Annotated in this window: 19 protein-coding genes; 6 read left to right on the top strand and 13 right to left on the bottom strand. The window is 40.5% G+C overall.

Going from position 1 to position 25883, the window contains the following annotated elements:
* Positions 1 to 246 precede the first annotated feature (246 nt).
* The 4 genes from M23134_RS25025 to M23134_RS25015 all read right to left on the bottom strand — a co-directional run bounded on the left by M23134_RS25025 (position 247) and on the right by M23134_RS25015 (position 3723).
* Positions 247 to 1434: an IS4 family transposase gene (locus M23134_RS25025; protein WP_002700866.1), complete on the bottom strand. Its 1188-nt coding sequence runs from the start codon at positions 1432 to 1434 to the stop codon at positions 247 to 249.
* 457 nt (positions 1435 to 1891) lie between these two features.
* Positions 1892 to 2053: a hypothetical protein gene (locus M23134_RS41335; protein WP_002700864.1), complete on the bottom strand. Its 162-nt coding sequence runs from the start codon at positions 2051 to 2053 to the stop codon at positions 1892 to 1894.
* 172 nt (positions 2054 to 2225) lie between these two features.
* Positions 2226 to 2834: a hypothetical protein gene (locus M23134_RS25020; RefSeq protein ID WP_045114284.1), complete on the bottom strand. Its 609-nt coding sequence runs from the start codon at positions 2832 to 2834 to the stop codon at positions 2226 to 2228.
* 415 nt (positions 2835 to 3249) lie between these two features.
* Complete coding sequence (locus tag M23134_RS25015) at positions 3250 to 3723, bottom strand: Lrp/AsnC family transcriptional regulator (protein ID WP_002700861.1); 474 nt, start codon at positions 3721 to 3723, stop codon at positions 3250 to 3252.
* 502 nt (positions 3724 to 4225) lie between these two features.
* Between M23134_RS25015 and M23134_RS25010 the strand changes: the two genes are divergently transcribed.
* Together M23134_RS25010 and M23134_RS38870 are read left to right on the top strand one after the other, a co-directional pair.
* Positions 4226 to 4996, top strand: a complete 771-nt coding sequence (locus tag M23134_RS25010; protein WP_002700858.1) for a YdcF family protein — start codon at positions 4226 to 4228, stop codon at positions 4994 to 4996.
* 195 nt (positions 4997 to 5191) lie between these two features.
* A complete protein-coding gene (locus tag M23134_RS38870; RefSeq protein WP_002700856.1) occupies positions 5192 to 8341 on the top strand; it encodes a PAS domain S-box protein in 3150 nt (1049 codons plus the stop codon).
* Positions 8342 to 9385: 1044 nt separating this feature from the next.
* On the opposite strand, the gene M23134_RS24995 is transcribed toward M23134_RS38870, so the two are convergent.
* The 5 genes from M23134_RS24995 to M23134_RS24975 form a co-directional block, all read right to left on the bottom strand.
* Positions 9386 to 9844: a GNAT family N-acetyltransferase gene (locus M23134_RS24995; protein WP_002700854.1), complete on the bottom strand. Its 459-nt coding sequence runs from the start codon at positions 9842 to 9844 to the stop codon at positions 9386 to 9388.
* Between the two features lie 433 nt (positions 9845 to 10277).
* Positions 10278 to 12425, bottom strand: coding sequence for an OmpA family protein (locus tag M23134_RS24990; RefSeq protein ID WP_002700852.1), 2148 nt, complete (start codon positions 12423 to 12425; stop codon positions 10278 to 10280).
* A gap of 345 nt (positions 12426 to 12770) precedes the next feature.
* The gene (locus tag M23134_RS38865) at positions 12771 to 13490 is read right to left on the bottom strand and encodes a formylglycine-generating enzyme family protein (RefSeq protein WP_053337379.1); all 720 of its coding nucleotides are present in this window, start codon (positions 13488 to 13490) and stop codon (positions 12771 to 12773) included.
* Between the two features lie 64 nt (positions 13491 to 13554).
* Positions 13555 to 15693 carry a tetratricopeptide repeat protein gene (locus M23134_RS24980; protein WP_082226682.1) on the bottom strand — a complete coding sequence of 713 codons (2139 nt, stop codon included), beginning with the start codon at positions 15691 to 15693 and terminating at the stop codon, positions 13555 to 13557.
* A gap of 483 nt (positions 15694 to 16176) precedes the next feature.
* Entirely contained in the window at positions 16177 to 16893 is a 717-nt protein-coding gene (locus M23134_RS24975; RefSeq protein ID WP_002700847.1) for a DUF434 domain-containing protein, read from the bottom strand.
* Positions 16894 to 17128: 235 nt separating this feature from the next.
* Between M23134_RS24975 and M23134_RS24970 the strand changes: the two genes are divergently transcribed.
* Both M23134_RS24970 and M23134_RS24965 read left to right on the top strand, forming a co-directional pair.
* Positions 17129 to 17515, top strand: a complete 387-nt coding sequence (locus tag M23134_RS24970) for a BlaI/MecI/CopY family transcriptional regulator (protein ID WP_002700845.1) — start codon at positions 17129 to 17131, stop codon at positions 17513 to 17515.
* Positions 17516 to 17518: 3 nt separating this feature from the next.
* The gene (locus M23134_RS24965) at positions 17519 to 18931 is read left to right on the top strand and encodes a M56 family metallopeptidase (RefSeq protein ID WP_082226680.1); all 1413 of its coding nucleotides are present in this window, start codon (positions 17519 to 17521) and stop codon (positions 18929 to 18931) included.
* Between the two features lie 275 nt (positions 18932 to 19206).
* Here M23134_RS24965 and M23134_RS24960 read toward each other — a convergent pair whose 3' ends face one another.
* From M23134_RS24960 to M23134_RS24950, 3 genes are all read right to left on the bottom strand, one after another.
* The gene (locus M23134_RS24960) at positions 19207 to 19689 is read right to left on the bottom strand and encodes a Spy/CpxP family protein refolding chaperone (RefSeq protein ID WP_002700841.1); all 483 of its coding nucleotides are present in this window, start codon (positions 19687 to 19689) and stop codon (positions 19207 to 19209) included.
* A 22-nt stretch (positions 19690 to 19711) separates the two neighbouring features.
* Positions 19712 to 20680 carry a hypothetical protein gene (locus M23134_RS24955; RefSeq protein WP_198145089.1) on the bottom strand — a complete coding sequence of 323 codons (969 nt, stop codon included), beginning with the start codon at positions 20678 to 20680 and terminating at the stop codon, positions 19712 to 19714.
* A 74-nt stretch (positions 20681 to 20754) separates the two neighbouring features.
* Positions 20755 to 21294 (bottom strand): RNA polymerase sigma factor, encoded by a 540-nt coding sequence (locus M23134_RS24950; protein ID WP_045114301.1) that lies wholly within the window; start codon positions 21292 to 21294, stop codon positions 20755 to 20757.
* A gap of 555 nt (positions 21295 to 21849) precedes the next feature.
* Between M23134_RS24950 and M23134_RS24945 the strand changes: the two genes are divergently transcribed.
* Complete coding sequence (locus M23134_RS24945) at positions 21850 to 22506, top strand: AlbA family DNA-binding domain-containing protein (protein ID WP_002700835.1); 657 nt, start codon at positions 21850 to 21852, stop codon at positions 22504 to 22506.
* A gap of 112 nt (positions 22507 to 22618) precedes the next feature.
* Here M23134_RS24945 and M23134_RS24940 read toward each other — a convergent pair whose 3' ends face one another.
* Entirely contained in the window at positions 22619 to 24376 is a 1758-nt protein-coding gene (locus M23134_RS24940; RefSeq protein ID WP_002700833.1) for a tetratricopeptide repeat protein, read from the bottom strand.
* A 149-nt stretch (positions 24377 to 24525) separates the two neighbouring features.
* Between M23134_RS24940 and M23134_RS24935 the strand changes: the two genes are divergently transcribed.
* On the top strand, positions 24526 to 25806 hold the full coding sequence (locus M23134_RS24935) for a hypothetical protein (protein WP_002700832.1): 1281 nt from the start codon (positions 24526 to 24528) through the stop codon (positions 25804 to 25806).
* Positions 25807 to 25883: the final 77 nt, after the last annotated feature.

The raw sequence follows: 25883 nt of genomic DNA, 5'->3' as shown, positions 1-25883 counted from the left end.
TAGTGGCTTTGCGTAAGTTAATTACGAATTACGAATTGGGCGAAGCCATTCGTCTATTATTCCGGAGTTAGTAGTCTGTAGACCGTAGTCGCTTCGCGTAAGTTAATTACGAGTTTGAGAATTACGAATTACGAATTGGGCGAAGCCATTCGTCTATTATTCCGGAGTTAGTAGTCTGTAGACCATATTGGCTTTGCGTAAGTTAATTACGAATTACGAATGTAGGGCTGTTCAGAGAAATATTATCTATTCTCTTTTCAGTCTTTTTTTTGCTTTTTTTAGAAACCATTGACTCAGGTCTGGACTTTCCATCATTTCTACTATAATCAAAAGATAGATGTCTTCCAAAAAGAGTTTTTTGGCTCTTTTATATGTTTTGATGGCATTTTTTTGTTTAAAAATCAGGATCATCATTGCTGCAATAAGCTTTACATAAATCATTACTTTTATAGCATTCAGATCATTACAAACAAAGTGTGTAAGGTTCATTTCTTGTTTTAAAAACCTGAAAATCACTTCTATATCCCATCTCATCAAGTAAACCTGAGCCACCACTTCTGCGGGTAAATCCCAAAGATTGCTCAGGATAAAAAGGTGCTTCCCCGTTTCCTTAACTCTAAACTCTATCAACCTAAACTCATGCTCCATTGAATTGGTAGGTTGTCCACGCTCAAATAACCGTACAACACTGTCTTGTATAAAGTCTAAATCAGGGTGGTGGCGATCTAGGAGCTGATGAGGACGATTCACCTGATAACGGGGCTTTTTACCTATATTGGTCACAAACTGTATAGATGCTTCATCAAAATCTTTAAACTTACGACGCCCTTTCAAACCATTATCAAAAACTATAATATCTTGGGAACTGTGTTTTCCCAGATTAATTTGTTCTTGCAAGGCGGTTTCTTCACTTAAATGAGCCTGATCTTGATGGAAACTCACACGGAGACCAAAACCATCAGTGTGCTCAGTAGTCAGTTTTACTTGAAATTTATTTTTAGATGTATTACCTACTTTCATTCCTTGTAATAAATGACCAAATACCTTAATCAAAGTAGAGTCGTAACGTTTGATATGGTAATCAAGAAGCTTTTTCTCTCCATATAAAGCATGAGCTTCTGCAAAAAAATGTTCATATACCTGCTCGATAAAAGGAAGCTTGATATGCCGCAAACGTTCCCGAATACCAGTCCAACCAGCCATTTGTTCGACCATCTCAGATGAAAAACTTTGAAATATAGGATTGCTCATCTCAGATGATATTTCCCGAAGGCTAAGACACTCATTGTTTAACACGCTGTATAGCAGTAGCTTAATAAATAGTTTGCCTGGTAATTTGCTTACCCACTTATCTACATCAGTAGACTGACTTAAGTTATCAAGCAAATCATCAGGTAGAAGGGAAAATAAATCCGAAACGCTAACTTTACCCATAAATTTAGATATAAGGAGAATGAAGATGAACCAATCAATATATGTTAAAAAATTTCTCTGAACACTCCTAATTCGTAATTAAAAATGCTTCGCGCCCATTAGGAATTGCGAACCGACCGGAGGGAGCTCTGCCTTGGCTAATTACGAATTGGGCGAAGCCATTCGTCTATTATTCCGGAGTTAGTAGTCTGTAGACCATAGTGGCTTCGCGTAAGTTAATTATGAGTTTGAGAATTACGAATTACGAATGAGGGCGAAGCCATTCGTCTATTATTCCGGAGTTAGTAGTCTGTAGACCATATTGGCTTTGCGTAAGTTAATTACGAATTTGAGAATTACGAATTACGAATTACGAATTGGGCGAAGCCATTCGTCTATTATTCCGGAGTTAGTAGTCTGTAGACCATATTGGCTTCGCTTTAATTCGTAATTGAACCATTGGTAATTCGTAATTTCCTCATTCGTAATTGACTAATTCGTAATTAGCTAAAGCAGAGGTACTGAGGTATTCGGTCACTCCAGCTTTTTCAAAGTTTTTGCTGGCATAAATAGTAGTTTGAGCGGGTAAATAAGCAAAGGGAGTCAACACTAAAGTCAATAGTAATAGTTGTACTTTCATTGGTTGTTTATAACATTTGGTTTTCACCCATTCATACGCAAAAACCTCTTACAAGGCTAAGTTTTAGGCTGATAGGTTGTGTTATTATTGGATAGCCAGTCAAGCCTCTTTTCAACCTTTGATTGTTACTCGCCTGAGAGCGAAAAGTGTTTTACAGAATAGGTCGCGGTAACTATTCACCTTCTACCCAATAATAATACTTAAACAGTTGTTTGCGCCCATCGGGGTGCAAACAAAGAATATCGCTATCGCAGGTAGCAGTATAAGACAACCAATACGTAGCTTTTTGCCCAGGGAACTTCACCTGAAAGCGAAATTTTTTACCATCTCTTGCCACAGTTTGTAACTGTATCTTACGATGAGGGTTTTTGCTGGTATAATACTTATAAACGGTAGAATTCCCGGTAACTTCTAAAAACTCAACTACCCCCTTATGTTCAAAGTCTTTGCTGATATAAGTAGTGGGCAGTAAATCAAAAAACTGTTTTTTGCCGTTGGGATGGGAAAGCCAAAGTCCCTGTCGAGTTTCTTTGATGCGATAAACAGCATTGCTTCCTGGAAATTGTACGGTGTCTAAACCCACAGGAGGAGAAACCTTCGTCTTGAGATCAATATACTTTTTATTAGTACTGCTCCAATAACTCACATGGGTTAATGCAACGTGTATATATTCAATAACACCAGATTTCTCAAAGTTTTTGCTGACATAAATGGTAGTTTGAGCGTGTAATTGAGTACAAGCAGTTAAAGCTAAAATTAATAAAGGTAGTTTTACTTTCATTTTATTTTCTCCTTTTTGTTTTTTCACTACTCTACTACTTTTCGCTCTGATTTATGCCTCCACTACTGAGTGTATGGGTTCTTGGATGCCGGTGTATATCAGTGCTCAAAAAAGAACTTACCTGAGGTTTTGTCTGGTTGATGAAGGCACAAAACTCTTAAGGGTAAACTCAGGGTTATAAACCGAATTTGATTCGGAGAAGCAAGCAAGGCTAGGATCGTATTTTGATCAGCTGGAGAGGGTGTGAAGGAGTATAAGAACGAAGCAAAAAAAGCTGAGTAGCGTATTTTTTTACAAATAGATGTATTATACAACAATCAAGTTAAGTGTTAAACCCAAAAGAGACAATATTGGTTCCACCAAATTGTCTCTTTTTTTATTTTTTTGCTCTTTACCCACTTGGGATAAAAATATTTTATGGAATAGGCAATATTTTTTTGTCTTTAAATGTAGACAAGATTACCATAGACTGCATGTTGCTGATTTCTTCAATTTCACTGATTTCTTCAAGCATTAGCTTTTGATATGACGAAATATCGGCAGCAATTACCTTAAGTAAAAAGTCGCAAGAACCAGTAATATGATGACATTCGATCACATTATCAATCTTTAGAATTTTATCCACAAAAGCATCGATGCAAGTCTTTTTGTGGCTTGAAATAAACACTTGTACAAATGTAGTTACACCTAGTCCTACTTTATGTGTATCTAGCATCGCATGGTAGCTTTTGATCAAGCCCATGTTTTCTAGTTTTTTTACACGTTCCAAAGTTGGCGCAGGCGACAGCCCAATGTCCTTTGATAGTTGCGCATTGGTAATTTTGGCATTTTCCTGTAAAATTCTAAGAATTTTTCTATCCGTATTATCAATCTTTATAGCTTTTGCCATAATTAATATCTATTAGAATTTTGTTGAATTTTTTTTCAAAAAAACAAAATATAATTTTAATATCAACAATTTATATTGAAAATATTTTAAACTATTTGTGCTTTACAAAGCATGAATTGTACTTTGTATTGTTGCATTTAGTTTTTTCTTATTTTTCAACTTTAAACCATGCATACTGCCAAATAATTATTGGTTTGCAGATAAAGAAGAAAAGGTCAGGAAAAACTGTTAACTGACTGAATTTAAGATGGTTTAAGAGGTGTGTATAATTTGGGGTTGCAAAGGTAGGCATAAATCATCGATTACAAAATTTTTTATGGAAAACTCTTAAAAAATCCAAGGCTTATTTTTAAGCATAGGTAGAAACCCTTAAATTTGACTGAAGGCACTCTAAATACTGCCAATATTTTAAAAAATCTCCCTGTTTTTAGCGAAAAATTTTGTTCAAACACCTCGTCAAAAACAGGAACTTCCTTGTAGGCTTTATACATTCACATTTCCTATGTTTTTTTTCCTATCCAAAACCCTGTATTACTTTTTGATGCCTGTCACCTGGTTGTGCCTGGTGTTTACCTGGGCACTGCTCACCAAAAAGCCTCGCCGTAGACGTCAATTATTGCGTACAGGTGTTTTTTTGCTTTGGCTATTTACCAACCCTTTCATTGTCAATCAGGCATTGTTACTTTGGGAAGCCCCCCCTACCCCACTTCATAGCATTAGACAAAACTACGATGTAGGCATTGTGCTGACCGGAGTAACCAACACTGATAAAAAACCGCATGATAGGGTATACCTTGACAAAGGGGGTGACCGAATTACCCAGGCGCTGATGTTATATAGAGTAGGGAAAATAAAAAAGATATTGATTAGTGGAGGAAGTTTTGACCCTAAGCAACGGCTGGAAAGAGCTGAAGCTTATTTGCTCAAACAAGTTTTGCTACAGGCAAAAGTTCCTTCACACGACATTATAATAGAGACTAAGGCACGTAACACCCGAGAAAATGCCCTCAATACCGCAAAAATATTGAACAAACAATTTCCCCGTCAATCTTACCTACTCATTACTTCGGCTTTTCATATCAGGCGTGCTGTAGGTTGTTTTCGTCAGGCAGGTATCCGGGTTACTCCTTTTAGTGTAGACTTTTACACTATAGACAAGGGCTTTACCTTTCCATTTTCGCTTTTTCCTGCCGAAAAAGCTTTGTACAAATGGTATGTGCTAAGCCACGAAGTAATTGGCTACATTGTATACAAAGTTTTGGGGTATGCTTGAGTTGAGTAAATACATTTTTTTTAAGATCTTTTACTATTTAACCCTTTTGGGTTTTCTGATTTTTAATATATTAGTAAATTTGGTGATATGAGCATAACGTCTATGTATAGTGATCACCCCGTCCTAATAATTGGTAAACAGTTACTCGCTGTAAATACTCATTGCAAAAGTTTTGAATCAAGGTAAGCAAGCCCTATGTCATTACAAAAAATACTCATTGTTGAAGATCAACGTATAGTTGCCAAAGACCTGGAGGTGCGCCTTCATAAACTAGGCTATGAAGTGGTAGACTCGGTAATTACTGGAGATGCCGCCATAGAAAGTGCTCGCTTGTACAAGCCTGACCTCATTTTAATGGATATTTTGATAGAAGGTGACATAGATGGCATAGAAACCGCTCACCGTATACTTGCCGAAAACCCCATTCCAATTATTTACTTGACTGCCCAAGCCGATAACCAAACCTTTAAACGAGCCACCGAATCGGCGCCCTATGGTTACATTCTTAAGCCTTTTCAACAACGTGAAATAGAGGTAACCATCAAAACAGTGCTCAATAGGGCACGTATGGAAAAAGTGCTGCGCAGCAGCGAAACCCAACTCAGAGCAAGCAACGAAAAGTTTGAGCACTTTTTTGCCAACTCGCTGGAAGGTGCCGCCTTTAGGATGCTTGAAGAGCCACTGGATTGGGAAAATCACCCTGATAAAGAACAAGCCTTGAGTGAAGCCATTCACAACCTGCGCATTACTAAAGTAAACCAGGCAATGCTGGAGCAATACCACATGACCGAAGAGGATTTTTTGGGTACCTCTCTGATTGACTTGTTCTCAAACAATAAAGAGTTTATTAAAGAAGCCCTGGGACAACTGTTTACTCTTAAGCAGCTCCCTATAAAAGCCCACGAACAGCGTCCCGATGGCTCGCACATCTGGGTCAACGGCAATACCTCATGTTTTTTGAATGAAGAAGGGCACATTTTAGGTGTGTTTATTCTTCAACGTGATGTTACCCGCGAAAAACTGACTCAAGACCTTATTCAAAATCAAGCACAAATACTTGAAAAAATTGCCAAAGACTCTTCCATCGATAAAACTTTGGAACATATATGCCAAAATATTGATCAATTAATTGACAGTGCCTGCTGCGCCATTCTAGGAGTAGATCGGTTTCAGCCCTTGACAAAACTTAAGGTATTGGCGGCTCCCAGGCTAAACTCAACCCAAAAAGAGGCGCTGGCAGCGTTTGACCTGGAAAGCACCAATGGGCAAAAGCTGTTGAATGGCGAAAAGTTGATTTTTGATAACATCGATGAGGCTGGCTTTACAGATAAATTTAAGGGTTTTGCCAGCGCCAACCAGTGGAAAGCCAGCTGGTTTATACCTATACTGTCTACCGACAAACAGTTACAGAGCATTCTAATGATCAACAGCCTGCGCTCTAGCTTGCCTTCAGAACTGGAATGGAATGTTATAAAAACCAGTGTAAGCCTTACTAGTCTTGCCATTGAACGACACGAGTCTCAACAACACTTGTGGAAGCAAGCCCTCACTTTTGCCAACTTAAACGATGCCTTGGTCATTACTGACCATGATGGCAATATTCAGGAATGGAACCCTGCCTCTACCAATGTGTTTGGCTACAGCCAGAACGAAATTGCCCAGAAAAATGCCAGCACTATTTTTCGAAGTACCAACAAAGACACCGGGCGTGACCTTGTGCTCGATGCTTTGAAAAAGCACGGGAAATGGAGTGGTGAAGTAGGCTTTGTGAGAAAAGATGGCTCTTCTGGCATTAGTCAGGCTACGGTGCTCAACCTCAAAGATCGTCAAAATCAAGCGGTGGGCATTTTATCAATCAATCGGGACATTACCACCCAAAAAGAAACGGAACAGGCGCTCAAAGCATCAGAACAAAACTTTCAAGTGATTTTTGACAATGCCAACCAGGTATTTGTATTGCTCAATGCTCAAAGTGAGGTGCAGACTTATAACAAAAAAGCCTCTGAACTTTTTGACCGTTTTTGGCCAGGGCAACTAAAGCTGAAACAAAAGTGGACCCTGCTTTTTCCGGAGGAAATACTACAGCAACTGGTACAAGACTGGGCAAAAGTAACCCAAGGACAACTTGTAGAGGATGAAGCTAACCTAAACCTGGGCGGTAGTCGTCTTTTCTTTTCTTATAGCTATATTCCTATTTATAACGACCACGGAACTGTGGCTCAAGTTTGCTTTACTGCTACCGATATTACCGAAAGGAAAAAGGCTGAAATGAAAATTCGCGAAAGTCGGGCAAAACTGGAAGCATTGATAGAGAACACCGATGATGGAATATGGTCGGTAGATGCCTCACTTAATATTACTACAGTAAACACTGCTTTACAGAAGATTTTTAAAACCCACCTCGACAACACAGTCAAAATTGGAGACAACCTGATTGAAAAGCTACCAGAAGAATTTCGTGCAAACTGGCAACAGCTTTTTGAAAAAGTGCTCAGTGGCGACCGGATAAACGAGGAGTTTGCACTGGAACTTACCCATACTACGGTGTACTTTGAGGCTTCAATCAACCCTATTGTCAGTACAAGTGGAATATCGCGGGGAGCCACTGCTTTTTTAAAAAATATCAGCCAAAAAAAGGAACGGGAAAACGAGCTAAAACGCGCCAACTCTGAGCTGGATAGTTTTGTATATCGGGCATCGCACGATCTGAGGGCACCACTCCGATCTATTTTGGGGCTGGTGTCGCTCATCAGGATTGAGCCAAGCAGTGAAGAGCGGGAGAATTACCTCGGAATGATGGAAAAGAGCGCGAAGAAGCTGGATAATTTTATTTCTGACCTTACCAACCTATCGCGCAACAGTCGCCTGGAAATGACGATCGAGGAAATTGATTTTGAGGAGTTAATTGAAGAAACTCTTGAGAATCACCAATTTATGAAAGATGCCAATCGGGTACAAATCACCACTGATATTGTAAAAAACGGACATACATTCTATAGTAATTATTCGCGTTTGGGCATTATTTTCCAAAACATGATGTCAAACGCTATTAAGTACCAAAACCCTGATATTGGCAATCCTTTTCTGAAAATAGACATTGAGTTGAGCGAAAAAGGGGCTACCCTTACCTTTACCGACAACGGACGTGGTATTGAGGACAAGTTTATAGGGCAAATATTTGATATGTTTTTTCGTGCCACCCAAAAATCGTACGGCTCCGGACTGGGGCTGTACATTACCAAACAAGCCATTCGTAAGATCAAAGGACGGGTATATGTTTCGTCGCAGGTAGGTCAAGGTACTTCTTTCAAGATTTTACTTCCCAACTTACCAGAGGGTGAGTAGTTTTGCCTTCAGCTTATGCTAAGGAATTACGAATTGGTTAATTACAGACCGACCATAGGCAAGGCAAGACAATTCAATCCCAAAAACAACCTCCTCGTATTGGTCTTAAGGCTTCAGCCAGACCTATACCCAACCCAACAACTCGTACACAAGTTGTTTTTCAAAGTTTGGGGTGAGCATTGCTCAGGTCACCCTGCGGTAAGATGGTTTAATTACGAATGGGTCAATTACGAACCGACCATAGGGAGCTCTGCCTTGGCTAATTACGAATGAGTACGAGGCGGGTAAGTTAATTACGAAGCTAAGACCTTCGTGGGGGTAGGTTTTCGAAAACAATTCAACCCTAAAAACAACCTCCTCGTATTGGTCTTAAGGCTTCAGCCAGACCAATACCCAACCCAAAAACCCGTACACAAGTTGTTTTTCAAAGTTTGGGGTGAGCATTGCTCAGGTCACCCTGCGGTAAGATGGTTTAATTACGAATGGGTCAATTACGAACCGACCATAGGGAGCTCTGCCTTGGCTAATTACGAATGAGTACGAGGCGGGTAAGTTAATTACGAAGCTAAGACCTTCGTGGGGGTAGGTTTTCGAAAACAATTCAACCCTAAAAACAACCTCCTCGTATTGGTCTTAAGGCTTCAGCCAGACCAATACCCAACCCAAAAACCCGTACACAAGTTGTTTTTCAAAGTTTGGGGTGAGCATTGCTCAGGTCACCCTGCGGTAAGACCTTCGCAGGGGAGGTTAATTACAAATAGATTAATTACGAACCGACCATAGGGAGCTCTGCTTTAGCTAATTACGAGTTTTTCAATTACGAATGGGCGCGAGGCGATGCTTAAAACTATGGTCTACAGACTACCAACTACGGACTAAACTCTACAAACCGACCGGAGGGAGCTCGGCGAAGCTAAGGAAATTTCGTAGCGCTTTGATCTCAAGATATGACAAAAGTTGATACGAGCTACAAACCTTGAATTTATTACTGTATCACCTATTTTTTATATACATTGTTGTATACTGGCATTTTGTTTTTCCTCTTTAACTTTTCGTTTCCCTATTGTTAGTCTTTTTATAATAAAATAGTTCAGGGTCTCCATCATCTAATCCGTTTATTTTACCTGCAAAAGAAAAACCAACTTTAGTCAATGCTTTCTGCATTGGAATATTGGAACTATTGGTTGAAGTAAATACTTTATTCGCCTTGCACTGCTTACATATAAGGTCAAATGTTTTTCCACCTATTCCTTTTCCTCTATATTCTTCATCAATAACAATAAGTCCTACCCACCCTTGGTCAAAAAAACGGTAATCAAATATGACAAATCCAATTTCTCTGTTGTCCACCAATATGATAAAACATTCCTCACACAATATTGCTTTTGTAATCTTTTCCTCTCTCTTGAGTTCGATATGTTCGACTACATCAAGGCTATAATCAAAGTCCACTACTAATGCTTTGTCTTCTATTGTTGCCTTTCTTAAACTAATATTTTTCATATCAATTTGTGTCTTTTCGCTTTCGTTATTTTTTCACGAAACTGTAGAACTATACACGCTTTCCATCATTTGATACTATTTCAGGGCGATGCCCTGAACTGCTTACACACAACTATCCAAAAAGGATATTTACGCAAACAAAGCTAATTTGACATAAAAATAATACTTTTTATAAAAATGGATAAATTCACACTATCACGTCTATTCCTGATAATGTAGCGTTAGCGTCTTTTTGGGATGTTGGCGTTTTGCCCATCTCCCTAATTGTTTCCACAGAAGAACCAACCACAGGGAGCTAACTTTCAACGAAAGGTTGCGATGATGTGAAACAGCGCTAAAAAACTATAGACTAAGGGCTACTGATGCTGAACTAACAAAAAAAGCCACCCACAAACGTAAGTAGCTTTTCAGAATCATTATACTATACTTAACCCTATTTTTTTAAGATCATAAACTCTACCCTTCGGTTGCGAGCACGCCCTTGGGCAGTACCGTTAGTTGCCAAAGGCTTGGTTTGCCCATATCCCTTGGCTTGCATACGACTAGCGGGTATTCCTTTGCTTTTCAGGTAATTGAGTACTGCGTTGGCGCGGTCTTTTGACAACTGCAGATTTTTGGCAGGGCTACCCTGGGCATCGGTATGCCCACTTACTTCAATGGTCATGTTGGGGTAATTTTTCATGCTGTTTACCAAGCGATTAAGCTCTGCAAAAGAAGAAGATTTGAGTGCCGATTTTCCTACATCGAAAAACAAGTTATTCAATCTGATTTTTTGCCCTACTATGATAGGGGCAAGGTACAAGTTTCGCTTGATTACTTTAAACTTGCTCACACTACTCAAATCAAGGTGTTTACTCACCGAATAAAAGCCCGATTTGCTGGCAAGAAAATCATACACTTTGTCGTAAGGCAATACTATTTTATACGACCCATCTTTAGGATTTGAACGAGCCACACCCGCCAACTTGCCTGTGTTCAAGTCGTTGTAGGCAATACTTGCCCCTAAAGGCTTTCCTGTTTTTCGGTTCAATACCTTACCATATACCAACACTACAGGTTTGGGGCGTGCCGATTCGTGTAATTTGATCCGAAAAATATCACTTTTGTTGGCTTTGCCAGTGTACGACACCAAATAAGCATAATCGCCTTGGGCAGTTACTTTAAACCCACTGTCAAAATCTTTAGTGTTAATATCTGGTCCCAGGTTTTTTGGAGTACTCCACCTTGTCCAGCTATCGTCCAGGCGACGGGTTACATAAATATCTTTACTACCATAACCAGGCAATCCATTGGTAGAGAAATACAAAGTTTTGTCATCGGCAGCTAAAAAGGGGGCAGACTCTCCACCAAAAGTATTCAATCGGCGACCTAAACTTTTGGGTTCGCTCCAGGTACCATCACGCTGAACAAAACTCACATACAAATCAAGGTCACCTTCGCCTCCTTCACGCTCAAGAGCAAGCACTAGTTTTTGCCTGTCGGCAGACATACATACCCCAAAAAAGCTACTGTTATTGTAGTAGTTTTTGATGTTAATTTCTTTGGGTACTTCCCAGCCACTGGCCACCCTACTGGTAATAGAAATACCTCTTTTTTTGTATTCTCCTTGAGCATCGTATACTCCACCTACTACCAGGGTATTGCCATCGGGCGACACGGCAATGATGTTGTTATGAGCAGAATTGTTTACTGGTCTACCCAGGTTTTTGGCTTTGCCCCAATTGCCACTGGCATCTTTGGTAGCATACCATATATCTTGTTTTTTTCGCTTAATATTCTCAGGGTGGTCTTTACGAATAAAATACAAGGTATTGCCATCGCTCGCTATCAATGGAGTAATGTCTGAAAACGGGCTGTTGATATTTGGTCCCAGATTTTCCTTTTTCAACCCTTGCTTAGCATTGGCAATCAGGTTTATATCTTCTTTCACCCGTCTTATTTTCAAATAATCAAATTTGACCACCCGGTTGTTATAAGCAATGAGTCCTACCCTACTGCCAAAGAAATAATGCTTTCTAAACTCTTCGCGTGACACAGTGTATACCAACTTGCCATTGATATAAAAACGTGCTCCTCTGGAAGTGCTAAACATTTTTAGACGGTTGGTAACATTGTAGCCTGTTTTGATGGCTTCGTGTTTTGCCCATTTTGCTATATGAGAAAACTTTCCTTTTTTATACTTTGAAATATTGAACTGTCCGTTTGAAGTCACCACAAAGCGGTAATAGTTTTTCGTACTTTTATATCCCCATATCAATCCTGCGCCGTTGGTGTTGTCGCCACTTACCTCTTGTAGGGCGGTTTCTATAATAAAAGGTTTTTTGGGATTGATAAAAAAAGGTTTGGTTTCAAAACCATAGCCACTTTTTTTCTTGGTGGTAATGTAATAGTGTCCATCTTTGATGACGTAAGACTCGGCTTTGTAAGACTTGACATCCCACTTGCGCTCATTGTTATTAAAATCTTCAATAATGGTTTCTACCCTGGCAGAGTTTCGGGTAGTTGGTTGTGCCTGTAGTGCTTGTGTAACCGCTAACCACGCAAACAAAACAGTAAATAGTTTTTTTGATGAAATGATCATAGAAGTATTGAATGTTTTTTAGAAATAGTTTGTATTTGTAATTATACTACAAACATCTCAATTTATAAACTGTTAATCAATAGATAATTCACCAACGGTATATTTGAGTTTATAAAAGGTAGAAATGAGTTTATTAGCCGATGGGGCTCACTACTATATTTCAAAAACAAATAAAACAAGCAGCCAGTCCGAAGCACTGCCCTACAAAGCACTCGTAAAAAGAAGAGCACATAGCACCTGTTCCCAGTATATACTACTGAAAAACAATGTTTTATCATATCAAACAGCCCCCTCAAGCTTTAAAACTTGAGGGGGGCTGCTTAATACTTATTTAAAAGTGAAACTTTACAAATCTTTGGCGCACCTAAACCCAAACTGAGCCGTGCTATAGTAAGGCAAGGCTGCCAAACGTTGGGTAGGGCGGTAAGGCGTTTCTGTATTGCCAAACACCCCACCCCGCAAAGTTTTACGGTCATTTATTCTTTGGGTATAATAACTTTCTTCACCGTAAGAACGGTACCAGTCCTGGCACCAATGCCATAGTGTTTGGTTGATATGCTTCAACTTCATTTTGACCGCATTTTTTGCTGCATACTCATATTCAAACTCTGTAGGCAACCGCTTGCCTATCCAGGCAGCATACGCTCTGGCATCGTTCCAACTGATATGGGCCACTGGGTCGGCATATTGGGCAGCAGCTTGAGTACGCCCTTGTGGATACAACCAGTAAGCCCCTTTTATAGCTTCCCAGTTTTTAGAATCTTTATTATAATAATATGATTTACCAATTTTTTCGGCATCAGTAATATAGCGGGTCACCTGCACAAACTTTCTAAAATCGCCCACACTGACTGGGCGTACATCTAACAAAAATGATTTGATAGCAAAAGGGAACACAGGCTTTTCGTCTTCTTTGCCATTTTCCGAGCCCACTTCAATCGTATCAGCAGGCATCAAGACCATCCCTTTGGGTATAAGTATTTTTTTCTTGTATTGAGCAATAGTAAAATAAGGTAAGCTAAAAAACAAACAGCCAATCAACAAGCTTACAAAAAATTTCTTCATCCACATAACAAACATGATTCTTCTATATAAAACTACATACGGCACAGGCATACATACTGCTACTTTAGACCCTCAACCCCAACACTGTAATGTCGTCGCGTTGTAAACTATCTCCTTGATGCTTTTGGAGGGCTTTCTCAAGGTGTTCTTTTTGTTTTATCAAAGGTTCCTTAGAATATGCCACCAGCAAATCTTTAAAACGCCCACTCCCCAACCGTTTGTTGTTTTCACCCGATTGGTCACCATAACCATCAGTCGTCAGGTAAATAACTCCTCCCTGTTCTACCTCCTGCACTTGGTTTTTAAACACCCTTGTTTTACCAAAATCAAAACCTACCGCCTTGCGGGTTCCCCTTATTTCGGTAATTTTTTCTTCATAAATGTAATACAATGGGCGTTTGGCTCCAGCAAAGGTAAGTTTTTGTTTGGCATTCTCTGAATCTTCCAGCACACATACACAGGCTTCCATACCCAAGTCAAGGTTCGACTCTCGCTTACGCAACGATTCTACTACTCCATTATGCAATTCGCTCAAAATGGTTGCGGGCGACATAATTTGCTTTTGTCGCACAATTTCATTGAGTAAGGTGTTGCCAATCATACTCATAAAAGCACCACTTACCCCGTGCCCGGTACAGTCAACCACTGCCACCACTATTTTGTTGTTTAGTTTCTCGATCCAATAAAAATCGCCCGAAACCATATCTTTGGCTTTATAAATAACAAAATGCTCACGAAAAAACTGATTCAGCCGCACATCGCTGGGCAATACTGCCAGCTGAATAGTTTCGGCATAACGCAACCCATCGGTAATTTTGCGATGTTGTCCCTCCACCACTTTCTTTTGTCGCTCAATCTGTCGGTTTTTTTGGAGCAATTTTCGGTTACCTCTGCGCAGTTTTCGTCGACTATTGAGCAGTACAAACGCCAACGCCAGGATCAACACCGAGCTTACCATTAAAATACCCAACAAAGTGCGTTGCTTGCTCAAATCGGCTTTATGCAACCTAATGGCTTCATCTTTTACTTCTTGCTCTTTGCTCAAACGCTTTACCTTAAGTTCTTGCATGCGCAGGTTTAAGCGGGTTTCCATTTCGGCTATTTGCAACGATTGGGTCTCGTTAAACAACGAATCGCTATAAGTTTTATACAACTGATAGTTTTGGTGGGCTTGTTTGTAGTTATCTTGTTTTTCATACGCCTGCGAAAGCGCCAGGTATGCTTCGCTGACAGGCTTTTTAGAACCAATGCTTTTAAATATTCTCAGACTATTGCCCAGATAGTCGGTAGCCCGCTTATAGTTTTTTGCCAGTGTATATACCTTGCCTATGCCCAGGTAAGCATAGCCTAGTCCTTCGCGGTCTTTCTCCTTTTGTTGAATCTCGCGGGCACGCAACAAGTGCTCAAGGGCTTTGTTGGGTTGCTCGGCGTCAAGATACACATTGCCTATGCCCAACAAGGTTTTGGCTATATTAGTATGGTCTTCTATTCGTTCGTATATTTTGAGCCCCTGTCGGTAGTATTTCAATGACTGAACAAATTTTTGAATTTTTTGGTAACTCATGCCCATATTTTTGTACCCTTCTGCCAGCAAATCATCATCATCTATCTCACCTGCCAGCACCAACCCTTCGCGGTAATACTCCAACGACTTATAGTAGTCGCTTTGGTGAAAGTACACCCGTCCAATATCGAGGTAGGCAGCCGCCATACCTTTTTTGTTGGCAATAATCTCATTGGCTCTCAAACTGTTAATATGATACTCCAGGGCTTTTTCATAATCGCCTAAGCGGTCATATATTTTACCCAATTGCTTTTGCACATCGGCTATGCCTTTTTTATAATCAATGCTTTTGTACAGCACCAAGGCTTTGTTTAAGTAGTTTTGAGCAACGGTGTACTGGCTTGAGTGAAACTTACCAATAGACATATAATAAAGAGCTTCACCAATGCCTTTTTTATAATTAAGTTTTTCAGAAAGTTTGCGGGCTTCTTTAGCGTACTGTAATGACTGGGGGACAGATTTATGCTGAAATTCATCTGCCAACCGAATGAGTAAGCGGACCTTGTAGGTGTTTAGATTGGCTTTTTTTAGCAATTGAATCAAACTATCGGTTTGGTTGCTTTGCGCCAACGTTATTTGTGACAGGCCACCCCATAACCACAGCATTAGAAACCAATATTTTGCAATTTTAAATCTCATATTTTAGTTATTAGTCCGGAGTCAGTAGCCCTTATAGGTACAAGCCTTAAGCAATAAGCTTCAAGTGATTAGTTCGGAGTCGGTAGCTTCTACAGCCTCAAGTCCTTAGATGCCGATGCATATCGGTGATTCAAGTGATTAGTCCGGAGTTGGTAGCCCGTAGAGCATAGTTTTGAGCATCGCCTCGCGCCCATTCGTAATTAGCTAAAGCAGAGCTCCCTGCGGTCGGTTCGTAATTAAACAATTCTTAATTAAAAAGCTATGCTTGCGCCCATTCGTAATTGAACCATTCTTAATTAAAAAGCTACGCTTGCGCCCATTCGTAATTGAACCATTCGTAATTCGTAATTAAACAATTCTTAATTGAACAATTCGTAATTAAAAAGCTACGCTTGCGCCCATTCGTAATTAGCCAAGGCAGAGCTCCCTCCGGTCGGTTTACTCATTCGTAATTCGTAATTGAACAATTCGTAATTAAAAAGCTTACCCAACATCCTTTACATTCGCTACCAACAGTTTTTGGTCTAGCAAATACGCCATCATATTAAACCAATGTTTGCTGTTGTCGATGACCCAACCATCAGACGAAACCACAATTTTTCCGGTTTCTACCAAAGCTTTGTCGGGGTTGTACACCAATTCAGCCTCCCACGCCCAACCCTGTTGTGTAGCTTCATCGAGCAACATTTGCTTAAGCCTGCCACTGTTAGACACGGGCGAGTCGAAATACCAATGTACTTTGCTCACTCCTAGTTGCTGAAAAGTGCTGCCAATCAACTGAATAGCAGGCACGGTTTCTTCTACCCGTTTGTAAGTACCATGAATACTGGCAATGTCTCGGTAACATTTATCTTTACAAGCCAAAATAATTCCATTTGACAAAGCTACCTCAGTAATAATAAGCAAATTATAACCATCTACTACTACCTCTGCCCCCTGAAGTGCCGCAGGCTGTAGTTGGTGGGCAATGCGATAACTGCAGGCTTGGTCGCCACAACTGCCCCGTAAAAGTGCTTGTCGCTGACGAGCATTGAGTTTATAACGATCGCCTACCAGCTTGAGCGACGATTTCTCGGCATAGCCGTTAGACAATAAAAAGCTTAAATCATTGACTGCTTTTTGAAGTATTGCTACCCATTTTTCATTAAAAATTTTTACATCGTCAGAATGCTGTCCCCTATGTCGTTGATTATTAGGCATATTTATGTGTCATTTGATGCGAGTAATATACAAAAAACCTTGACAAATATAGGCGGTAATCAATTATATCAGGACAAATAACACAAAATTATCGGGGCAAACCTTGCTATTAACTACAAGTGTAGTATATTTGTAACTACAACAGTAGTAGCAAAGCAGTGAAATAGTTGTTTTTTATTTATCGCCAACTACTACAAGCGTAGTCATAAAATTGATCTTGAGGAACATTAATTCGATGAAAAAAATAAAGTTAGATGAGCTTCAACTTGCAATTATGCAGGTACTCTGGGACAAGGGCGAGGCTACAGTTGCCGAAATTCAAGAAGCATTGAAAGGCTCACGTGACCTGGCTATTACAACCATAGGTACAGTGTTGTCACGGTTGGAAGACAAAAAAAAGGCAGTAACTCACGTGACTCAAGGGCGTAAATACGTATACCAAGCGGTAATTTCTGAACAAGAAACCAAGTCTTCAATGGTACACAGTTTAGTCAAACAATTATTCAAAGGACGGTCAGCGTCGTTGGTAAACCACCTGCTACAAGAAGACGAGCTAGATAAAAATGAGTTGGAACAATTGAAAGAAATGATTAAAAACGCAGAAAAAAAGCAAGGAGAATAACCTATGGTTACATCTGATATGGTTTTTTGGGTAGTGAGCTGGTTATGTACATACGCCTTACATAGCACTTGTCTTATAGTAGCACTCTGGGGGGCATTGAAGGTCTTCACTAACTTACCCAATGCTACCAAAGACGTATTGTTCAAAGTCGCCTTAGTGACAAGCATTGTAACCAGTAGCGTGCAACTATACCCACAAACAGTCCAACAGCAAACGCCCCCTCCTGCTGGAATAGTGGCTTCAGCAACCACCACTGTTGCTTGTGCTACCTCTCAGGGCACCAACGCCCAAGAGAGCCTACCTTTTTGGCAAAAACTGGTTTTTGTTGGATGGCTTTTAGTAGTATGCTTGTTAAGTATAAGGTTTTACTGGCGTAAAAAACGTTTTTTACAAGGGCTGCACTCTTTTAGTTTGCCCAATCATCGGCTTGAGCCCCTGCTTGGTAAACTGGCAACCAAGGCACACATTACTCATCCAGTAAATCTCAGGTTTACCACCAATACCCTCAGCCCAATGGTGCTCAATAGGCATACCATTCTAATTCCCGAAAAGGCTCTCAATCACTTAAATCATCAGCAACAACAAAGCATGCTGGCGCATGAGTTGGCACATATCAAACGACGCGATGATGTATGGTTATGGGTTTGTCAGGTGAGTCAAATCCTGTTCTTTTTTCAACCCCTGAACCGCTGGCTGACCCAAGAGCTGTACGAAGTAACTGAGAAAATATGCGATGCCGAGGCAATACAAATTACCCACAACCAGCAAGCGCTCGCCCAATGTTTGGTAGAGGTGGCAAGTTGGCTTACCAAAGCCCCTCGCTGGACAGTAGCAATGGCTGCAGGCAGACAACACCTTAAACAAAGAATACATCACATACTAAATAATAAACCAATGAAAAATACAAAAAAGCGTACCCTTAAGTCTCCATTAATCATTACTGGAGTAGTGGCTATAGCGAGTATTTTGGCGGTACTGGTATTGCCAGGCATACCGCTGTCACAGGCGCAAAATATAGTTAAGGTCAAAGCTCCACAAAAGCGTACTGAAACTGTTTATAACCTACAGCTAAGCACGCTCACTCAGGGAGTGTACCAAAGGGCAACAGTAATTAAAAATCCGGCAGGAAAAGTAAGCGAGTTCTATTTAGACGGCAAAAAACATCCAGCAGGTGATGTGGCAAAGTTTGACTTTATAAAAACAGCCATGAAAACCCAACGGGCAGCAAAGACAACGGTACTCAAGTGTGAAACGGCTACCAATAAGCAATACCGCGAAGCAGTAAAACAACAAAACAATGCCAGACAAAAAAGGTTGCTGGAACAACTCAGGCGCGACGAATTTGCCCGTAGTATATTCTTACCTCAGCCCAAACCCAAGGCTAAAAAGCCAAGTGCTAAAATAGATGATTGCTAAGGCAACTACAGGAAGTTTATTTTTTTCACCTTACCTACTACTGCAGTAGTAGTGATGTTTTCAGAAAGTCAAAGCTTCCAAAGTTTAGTTAACAACAAAAGTCTCCAAGCTTTTTCTGCCAGGGCACATATATAAACGAAGCCTGTATAGTTGCCAAATGGTCAGAAGCCTGGAGACTTCTTATTATCAATTAAGTTTTTATTGTTTCAGTCGGCAGGTAATCCCAGTCGAGCAGTTACTTTTTAGAAAAATGACCTTTGTTTCATTAGCAAGCCCTACTCTCCCCCACCGTTTCGGCGTTTATTGCGCCGTTCACGCCGTAATTGCCTGAGTAACTTTCTTATAAACTCGTCTTCAGCACGGTAAAGTTCAGTTACCTGACGTGCATTGAGTACTGCCAAAAATTTATCCAAATAGGCTTTTTCGAGGTCTACTTCTGACTGTTTCAATGCCATAAATTCTTTCAGTTTTTGCACCAACTGTTCATCAGAGGCAGTCAACAAAGCCCTCCGGCGACGTAGCTTTCTTTTTTGCTGCTTAATCTCTCGTTTCTTGGCGTCATACTTATTATAAATCGGCCAAAACTTCCCTTCCTGTTCAGGAGTTAGGTTCAAACGCTCTTTTATAAATTTATTACGCATTTGCTCAATGCGTTTCATCTTGGCGCTGTTGGGGTTAGGGTTAATGTTGGTGCTTTGGGCAAGTGCCTGAATACTGCCCCCTATCACCCACAAAAACAAAAAAAGGTATGATTTCATGATGGTTATTTTTCTGGTTAACCTATTTGCGAAGGTCGGTATTTTTCTGAATCGCCTTAAGGTCTACGTCTTTCAATTGTTCAAATAATAATTCTTTATTGCTCTCCAAGGCATTCAGCAAAAAAGTTTCTACTTCTGCCTCTTTATTTTCGGTCACAGGCTCCGCCAACACTTCAAGATCGGTAGGGCTTACCTCTGCCAAAAATGCTGACACATCTTTTGCCGAAAGGCTGTTTAGGTCAGCCACCACAGATACAGGTTTTACTTGAGCAGGTAGAGTAGTTACCCGTCTGTTTTGAGCAATGGTATTTTTTGGGTCAATATTAAGGCTATTTGTTGTTTTTATCTCATCTATCGGTATTTTTTTCACCACTTTGTTTGCTGCAAGGCTGTAGCTATCCAACGCCTGGCCGTTGCTACGCTGGGCAGTAGGTAATGCTTGGTTGGTTTGATCAAACATCCACACTCCTACAAACGCCATCAACAATACCCCCATCAATGCCCCGACATAACGCAAAGCCTTTGTCTGTAAAAGTTCGCTTACTGTAAACCAAAACCTTGACAAGCCACTTGTTTTTTGGCTGGTTACCCGGTGTTGGATTTGTGCCGCCAAATCATCAAAGTAGCCTTCTGGAGTACTAAAGGCGGTATTTTTAGGCAATAAAGCATTCGATTGGGCTTCCAGCAATTGTATTTTTTGCTCGATGCTTTCGGTCAGTTCTTCAAAATAAAGTGCAGGAGTTGTAAACACCAGGTGGGGGGAAATTTTAGCCAGACTCAATCCTTCACGCAAAGCAATTTGTTGCTCAATGTATTGGGGTAGTGCTTTGAAATAATGAGGAGGCACAGTAAAAACCTGGTGATGAGGAATGTCATGTAGTTTTATACCTTCGGCAAGCCCTATTTTTTGCTGTATGCGTAGAGGCAACTGCTCAAAATAATGAGGCGGTGTAGTAAAGATATTCTCTTTTGGTATATCGTTTATGTTCAAACCCTTAGACATTTGCTTTTCCCTTGTTCAACTTGTGATACTGTTTTTAATAGACATGCAGACGTGTGAAAGGTTTAATCTTCTTTCAAAAACTTTTCTATCTTCTTTACTGCCAAATGGTAAGACGCTTTCAAAGCACCCACACTAGTGCCCACCACTTCCGAAATATCGTCGTATTTCATCTCATCAAAATATTTCATATTAAATACCAGGCGTTGCTTGTCGGGCAAGGTTAGCAATGCCTTTTGCAGTTTAAGCTGAATTTCGTCACCGCTGACGTGTTCGCTGCTTTCGAGCTTGCTGAGCAATTCGCTCTTTACATCTACTATAGGCACAAAAAACTTTTTACGTTTTTTAGTCAAAAAATTCAAACACTCGTTGGTGGCTATCTTATAGATCCAGGTGTATAATTGCGACTTTCCCTGAAATTTATGTAGGTTTTTCCAAACTTTTACAAACACTTCCTGGGTAAGGTCATTTGCGTCTTCGTGGTCAATCACCATTTTGCGAATATGCCAGTAAATGCGCTCCTGGTAAGTTCTTACCAACATATTGAACGCATAGTTTTTAGACTCAGGCTGCTTAAATTTTTCTACTATCTCTTGATCTTTCAAGTATTCTGCATTTATATTGCTTGTTGCTTTCATAGAGGCGCGAACGGTGGTTCGGCACTTAGACAACAATTTATCTCAAAAGTTTAAACTATGCGATAATTTTCGTCGTTTAATTTATAAGCGCTATCCTAAAGCACTGTGTATGAAATGGTTAAACTTTTAATAAAACGCCCATGTAACACCTTATTTTATTAGGTTTATGTAGTATATCAGCGCTTGTATTAATTGTAACCAAAACAGACGATATTTAACATGAACGTAATATTTAATTGTGTATATTGCCATAGCCCGCCAAAGTAATGCGCGAGGTGTTGATCACCGTTTAGGTTGCAGGCAACTATCAACCAATGGATAATGTTCAAGTACAGTAATTAGTCAAACACTTGATAACCAATCTATTGTGTTTGTAGAGTTTCTAACCAAACGAAGTACACAATTTTACAATTCTTCAATAAACTAAAGGAAGGCGGTAAAAGCAGGCAACTGCTGCAGAAATGTACAACCAAACTCCTATGCATTATTCTTATTGTCTAACCTTTAAACTTCACAAACACCATGTTATACCATGATCTCAAAAGGTTGGTAAGGAAAGGTGAAGGACAAACCCTTGAGTTCAAGCTCAAAACAACCCACCCCGAAAAAATCGTAAAGGAAATAGTAGCTTTTGCTAACAGCGATGGAGGCATATTGCTAGTGGGCATTCGTGACGACCTCAACATCAAAGGGGTAAAGTTCCCTCAAGAAGACGAGTATGTCATGAAAAAAGCCATCGAAGAATGTTGTTACCCTCCTATCAATTATCAATTAGAAAAGATACCGATAGAGGGCAACCGCGAAGTGTTGGCGTATACGATTCCGGCGAGCGACAAGGGACCTCATCGTGTGATAGAGGGCGATAAGCCCAATCAAGGCAAAGTGTATGTCCGGGTTGATCACGAAAGTATCATTGCGGGCAAAGAAATGCGCGAAATTCTGAAAGGAAGGCGCAAAAAACGCGATGTGCGTTTTCAGTACGGTAAAAAAGAAGAGGTATTGATGAAATACCTTGAACTGAACCACCACATTACGGTGCAACAGTTTGCCAAAGCAGCAGAAATTCCACGCAAAGTGGCTTCACGCACCCTTATTTTACTGGTGTTGGCCAAAGTACTTCAGATTTACCCTCAAGCCAACAAAGAAGACTCTTTTGGCAGGGTAGAAATTGAAACTTAACTACTTTGGTAATTCGTATTTAATTGTATCATTTATAAACATATATATAGCTCTCTGCGGGTAATACTCCAGGGAGTTTTTTTATGCTTTGTGCAGCAGCCAGCACTCACTTTTACACAATTTTAGTTACAAAATTATGCAGCTTTACCTCTTTGGGCAACTGTAGTTTTTTGCGTAAGCGATAACGGGCAATGCGCAAACTATCGGTAGAAATGCCCATAATGGTAGAAATGTCTTTAGAACTCAGGTTGAGTTTGAGCAAAGCACATAAACGGGTTTCGGCGGGGGTCAAGCCCGGATGCTGTCTCTGCAGTTTCACAAAAAAATCCTGATGTACCTCTTCAAACACCTTCTTAAAGTCTTTCCAGTCTTTGTCTTGGCTAAAACTATAATTGATCCGGTTAATCACTTGTTGTATTTGTTTGCCTACATCTGTTAACTCTCCCTTTTTATGCTGTTGCTTTAGTGTTCTAAGCTTATCTTTGAGTTCTTCCAACATTTTGTTTTTCTGGATCACATGCAAGGCATGGCTGGTCAGTTCTTTCGATTTAGCTTCTAGCTGGCTTTGCAATTGTTGTTCTTTAAGCAGCTTATTTTCCAACTCTGTTTTTAGTTTTTGCTCGTTGAGCTGGGCATTATGCAACTCTGTATTGACCAATGCCTGCCGGGTTTCGTATATGCGTTGATTTTGCTCTATAATTTCGCGGTTGCTCCGTAACTTCAATTTTTGTTGACGAAACACTACCCAGGCTATCAAAAACAAGATCAACGCCCCACCACCTAACAAAGTCCGGTAGATCAAGGCTATTTTTTTGTCTTTTTCCAACAAAGCTATTTGCTTTTCTTTTTGGCTTGCCTCATACAAAGCCTGTGCATGGGCAAGTTGTCGCGCACTTGTTCTATCGTATATTTCTGTATATAACTTATAAGACCGATCAAGCAATTCGTGGGCTTTTTGGTAATTGTTGAGGTGTTTGTGGGTTTTAGCCAAGTCGCGCAAAGCACTGCGTTGCTGGTATTTATGGTGTAGTTTTTTGGCAAGGTCATACGCCGCCTGGGTAAACTTAAGCGCTTGGGTATAGTTGCCTTGTTTGCGGTATACATCGCCCAAGTCGTTGTAGTTTAAAATCATGTCGAGCTGGTTGTTGAGCTTTTGGTTAAGCGCCAATGCTTTGGAAAAATAATGATGCGCCTGTTCATACTGGTGTTGGTCTTCGTAAATGCTACCCAAATGGTCATAAATCTGCGAAAGTCCCGTTTTATCGTCCAATGCTTCGTAAATCTTAAGCGCACGTTGTTGGTAGTCTAATGCTTGAACATAGTTTGCTTTTTTCTCATAAATATGCCCCAAATATCCCAGCGATACGGCTTCGCCTTTGGGATCAGCCAGTTTTTTGTACCATTGCAAAGCCTGCTGATGGCACTTGAGCGCGGCAGCGGTTTGGTTGGCGTAGTAGTGGGTTTGCCCCAAAGCATTGTATACCTGGGCTTGCCCTTTGGGTTGGGTACGGTAAAGTGGCAATGCTTGCATATACTGCCCAATTGCCTGATTGAAGCTGCCATAACTGTAAAATACTTTGCCTAAATAATAACGACTGGCAGCTTGCGCTTGTGGATAGTCCAATGTTTGCGACAGTTGCAATGCCTGACGAGCGTATTTAAACGTAGTATCGGGGGCGTGCTTTAGGTGTAATTGTGCCAGTTGATTGAGAATATTGACTTTTAGTCGGTCTTCTTTGGCGGTAGTGAGCCGATTTTTTAATGCATTGATTGTAGCATAGGGGGCAGGCTTGGCAGGTTGGGCGCTCAGGGTAAACCCGGCAGCAAATAAAGATATAATGATTGTAAGTGTTGATTTAAGTAGCAGCATGGCAATATAGTCATTAATTTTGAACTGCAAAAATGCATAACCCTCGCTCAGTAAGCATCAATGGTAAGTTATTAAATTATTAATTTGGCTTTCGTCCTAAAAAAAACGTAACCTATTTATTTACGAACTTTTACAAAATCTACATTCAAATGATTGATTCTTACAAAGCAAAGGCAATGTGGTTATGCCTGTGCCTGCTGGGGGCATGTGTGGTAGCTCAAGCCCAGCCCCCTGTACTGAAAACCAAGCTCACCCCTACTTTTAATATGGCAGTAGTGCAGTTGCATATCAAAGCGCCTGATGGAAAACCTTATGCCCACCAAAAACTCATGATTATAGAAGGTGGGGCTCGTGCTACTAAAACTTATGGTACTACTGACGCTCAGGGAGTAGTGGAGTTTTTGGTACGCAATCGCCGCGCTTATCGGGTAGATTTTTTGGGAGCTGCTCGCCCCAAAGCCCTGGTAGTGCCCAACAAACCCCGCCACCGATTTAGGGTAAACCTAAAGCTGGATGAGCTCCACCCCGAAAACCTGTTTGTACATATAAATAATTGTGACACAGGAAAGCCTGAAGCCAACTTGTTGATAAAAATACAAGATGTAAAAACTAAAAAAGTGGTATATAGAGGTAAAACCAACAGCAAAGGCATTGCCGCTTTTAGGGCCCAAATCAATCGGTTTTACTACGTGGTATTAAAGGGAGCCGCGTATACTATTTACCCCAGTTTTAAAGTAAGGGGCAGCAATTTTTCGGAGCTTTTTACCATTCAAGACCTGCACTTTGGCAAAGAGTTTCATTACCATTACCAAACACGTTGTACACCCCCTCCGTCAGGTTCTGGTCGCCCCAGCTCATCGTCAGGCATTAGCCAAATACTAAAAAGAAACAAGCATTGGCAAAACTCACTGGTGGTGTTGGCTGGAGGTTGGTTCGATGATCATTTCAAGATGTACACACAGTTTATGAAAGCCCACCATACACCACAGCGCACCAAACTGGTGGTGTGCCCACACTGCAGCATTTGTGAACCTTATGATAAGAAGAACTTCCGGCCTTTGATTCCTGCCACCAACAACCCTCGCATTGTATTGGCAAAACAAACCCCCAGCGACGTTTTGTCTATTTTTAGGGCGCTTAAGTACCAACCCAGTGCCAAAGATATAGTATTGATTACTGCTAACAACCACATTTCGGCTGCGGAAAAGAAGCTCTTCGGAAAGATAAAAGTACCTGTAAAAATCATTGTAGTCAATGTGCAAAAAATTCACCCTTATTACTTAGACCTGGCAAAAGCCACCGGAGGCTCGGTACATACCCTCAAGGCTGACATTACCCAGTTTAGCAAGTGGGTAATAGGGCAAATAAGGGTGATCAATGGCATTAAATACAAGCTGATAAGCCCTACCCAATTTAAGGTGGTGAAATAGTAGGTTTTTGAGTAATTATAATGCTATGGTAAGGTTCCCCGCAAGCGGGATGTCGGCACAGCCTCCACTAGGTGTAC

The sequence above is a fragment of the Microscilla marina ATCC 23134 genome, assembly GCF_000169175.1.
GTDB classification, from domain to species: Bacteria; Bacteroidota; Bacteroidia; order Cytophagales; family Microscillaceae; genus Microscilla; species Microscilla marina.
This window is presented reverse-complemented; position numbering and strand designations above follow the sequence as displayed.

Coding starts and splice junctions, on each gene's coding strand:
- M23134_RS24995 (WP_002700854.1), bottom strand. CDS start 9,844: ATGAAAAATATTAGTTTAAGAAAGGCAACAATAGAAGACAAAGCATTA.
- M23134_RS38865 (WP_053337379.1), bottom strand. CDS start 13,490: ATGAAGAAATTTTTTGTAAGCTTGTTGATTGGCTGTTTGTTTTTTAGC.
- M23134_RS24935 (WP_002700832.1), top strand. CDS start 24,526: ATGATTGATTCTTACAAAGCAAAGGCAATGTGGTTATGCCTGTGCCTG.
- M23134_RS24980 (WP_082226682.1), bottom strand. CDS start 15,693: ATGAGATTTAAAATTGCAAAATATTGGTTTCTAATGCTGTGGTTATGG.
- M23134_RS25020 (WP_045114284.1), bottom strand. CDS start 2,834: ATGAAAGTAAAACTACCTTTATTAATTTTAGCTTTAACTGCTTGTACT.
- M23134_RS25025 (WP_002700866.1), bottom strand. CDS start 1,434: ATGGGTAAAGTTAGCGTTTCGGATTTATTTTCCCTTCTACCTGATGAT.
- M23134_RS24990 (WP_002700852.1), bottom strand. CDS start 12,425: ATGATCATTTCATCAAAAAAACTATTTACTGTTTTGTTTGCGTGGTTA.
- M23134_RS25010 (WP_002700858.1), top strand. CDS start 4,226: ATGTTTTTTTTCCTATCCAAAACCCTGTATTACTTTTTGATGCCTGTC.
- M23134_RS24970 (WP_002700845.1), top strand. CDS start 17,129: ATGAAAAAAATAAAGTTAGATGAGCTTCAACTTGCAATTATGCAGGTA.
- M23134_RS24940 (WP_002700833.1), bottom strand. CDS start 24,376: ATGCTGCTACTTAAATCAACACTTACAATCATTATATCTTTATTTGCT.
- M23134_RS41335 (WP_002700864.1), bottom strand. CDS start 2,053: ATGAAAGTACAACTATTACTATTGACTTTAGTGTTGACTCCCTTTGCT.
- M23134_RS24960 (WP_002700841.1), bottom strand. CDS start 19,689: ATGAAATCATACCTTTTTTTGTTTTTGTGGGTGATAGGGGGCAGTATT.
- M23134_RS24965 (WP_082226680.1), top strand. CDS start 17,519: ATGGTTACATCTGATATGGTTTTTTGGGTAGTGAGCTGGTTATGTACA.
- M23134_RS24945 (WP_002700835.1), top strand. CDS start 21,850: ATGTTATACCATGATCTCAAAAGGTTGGTAAGGAAAGGTGAAGGACAA.
- M23134_RS24975 (WP_002700847.1), bottom strand. CDS start 16,893: ATGCCTAATAATCAACGACATAGGGGACAGCATTCTGACGATGTAAAA.
- M23134_RS38870 (WP_002700856.1), top strand. CDS start 5,192: ATGTCATTACAAAAAATACTCATTGTTGAAGATCAACGTATAGTTGCC.
- M23134_RS25015 (WP_002700861.1), bottom strand. CDS start 3,723: ATGGCAAAAGCTATAAAGATTGATAATACGGATAGAAAAATTCTTAGA.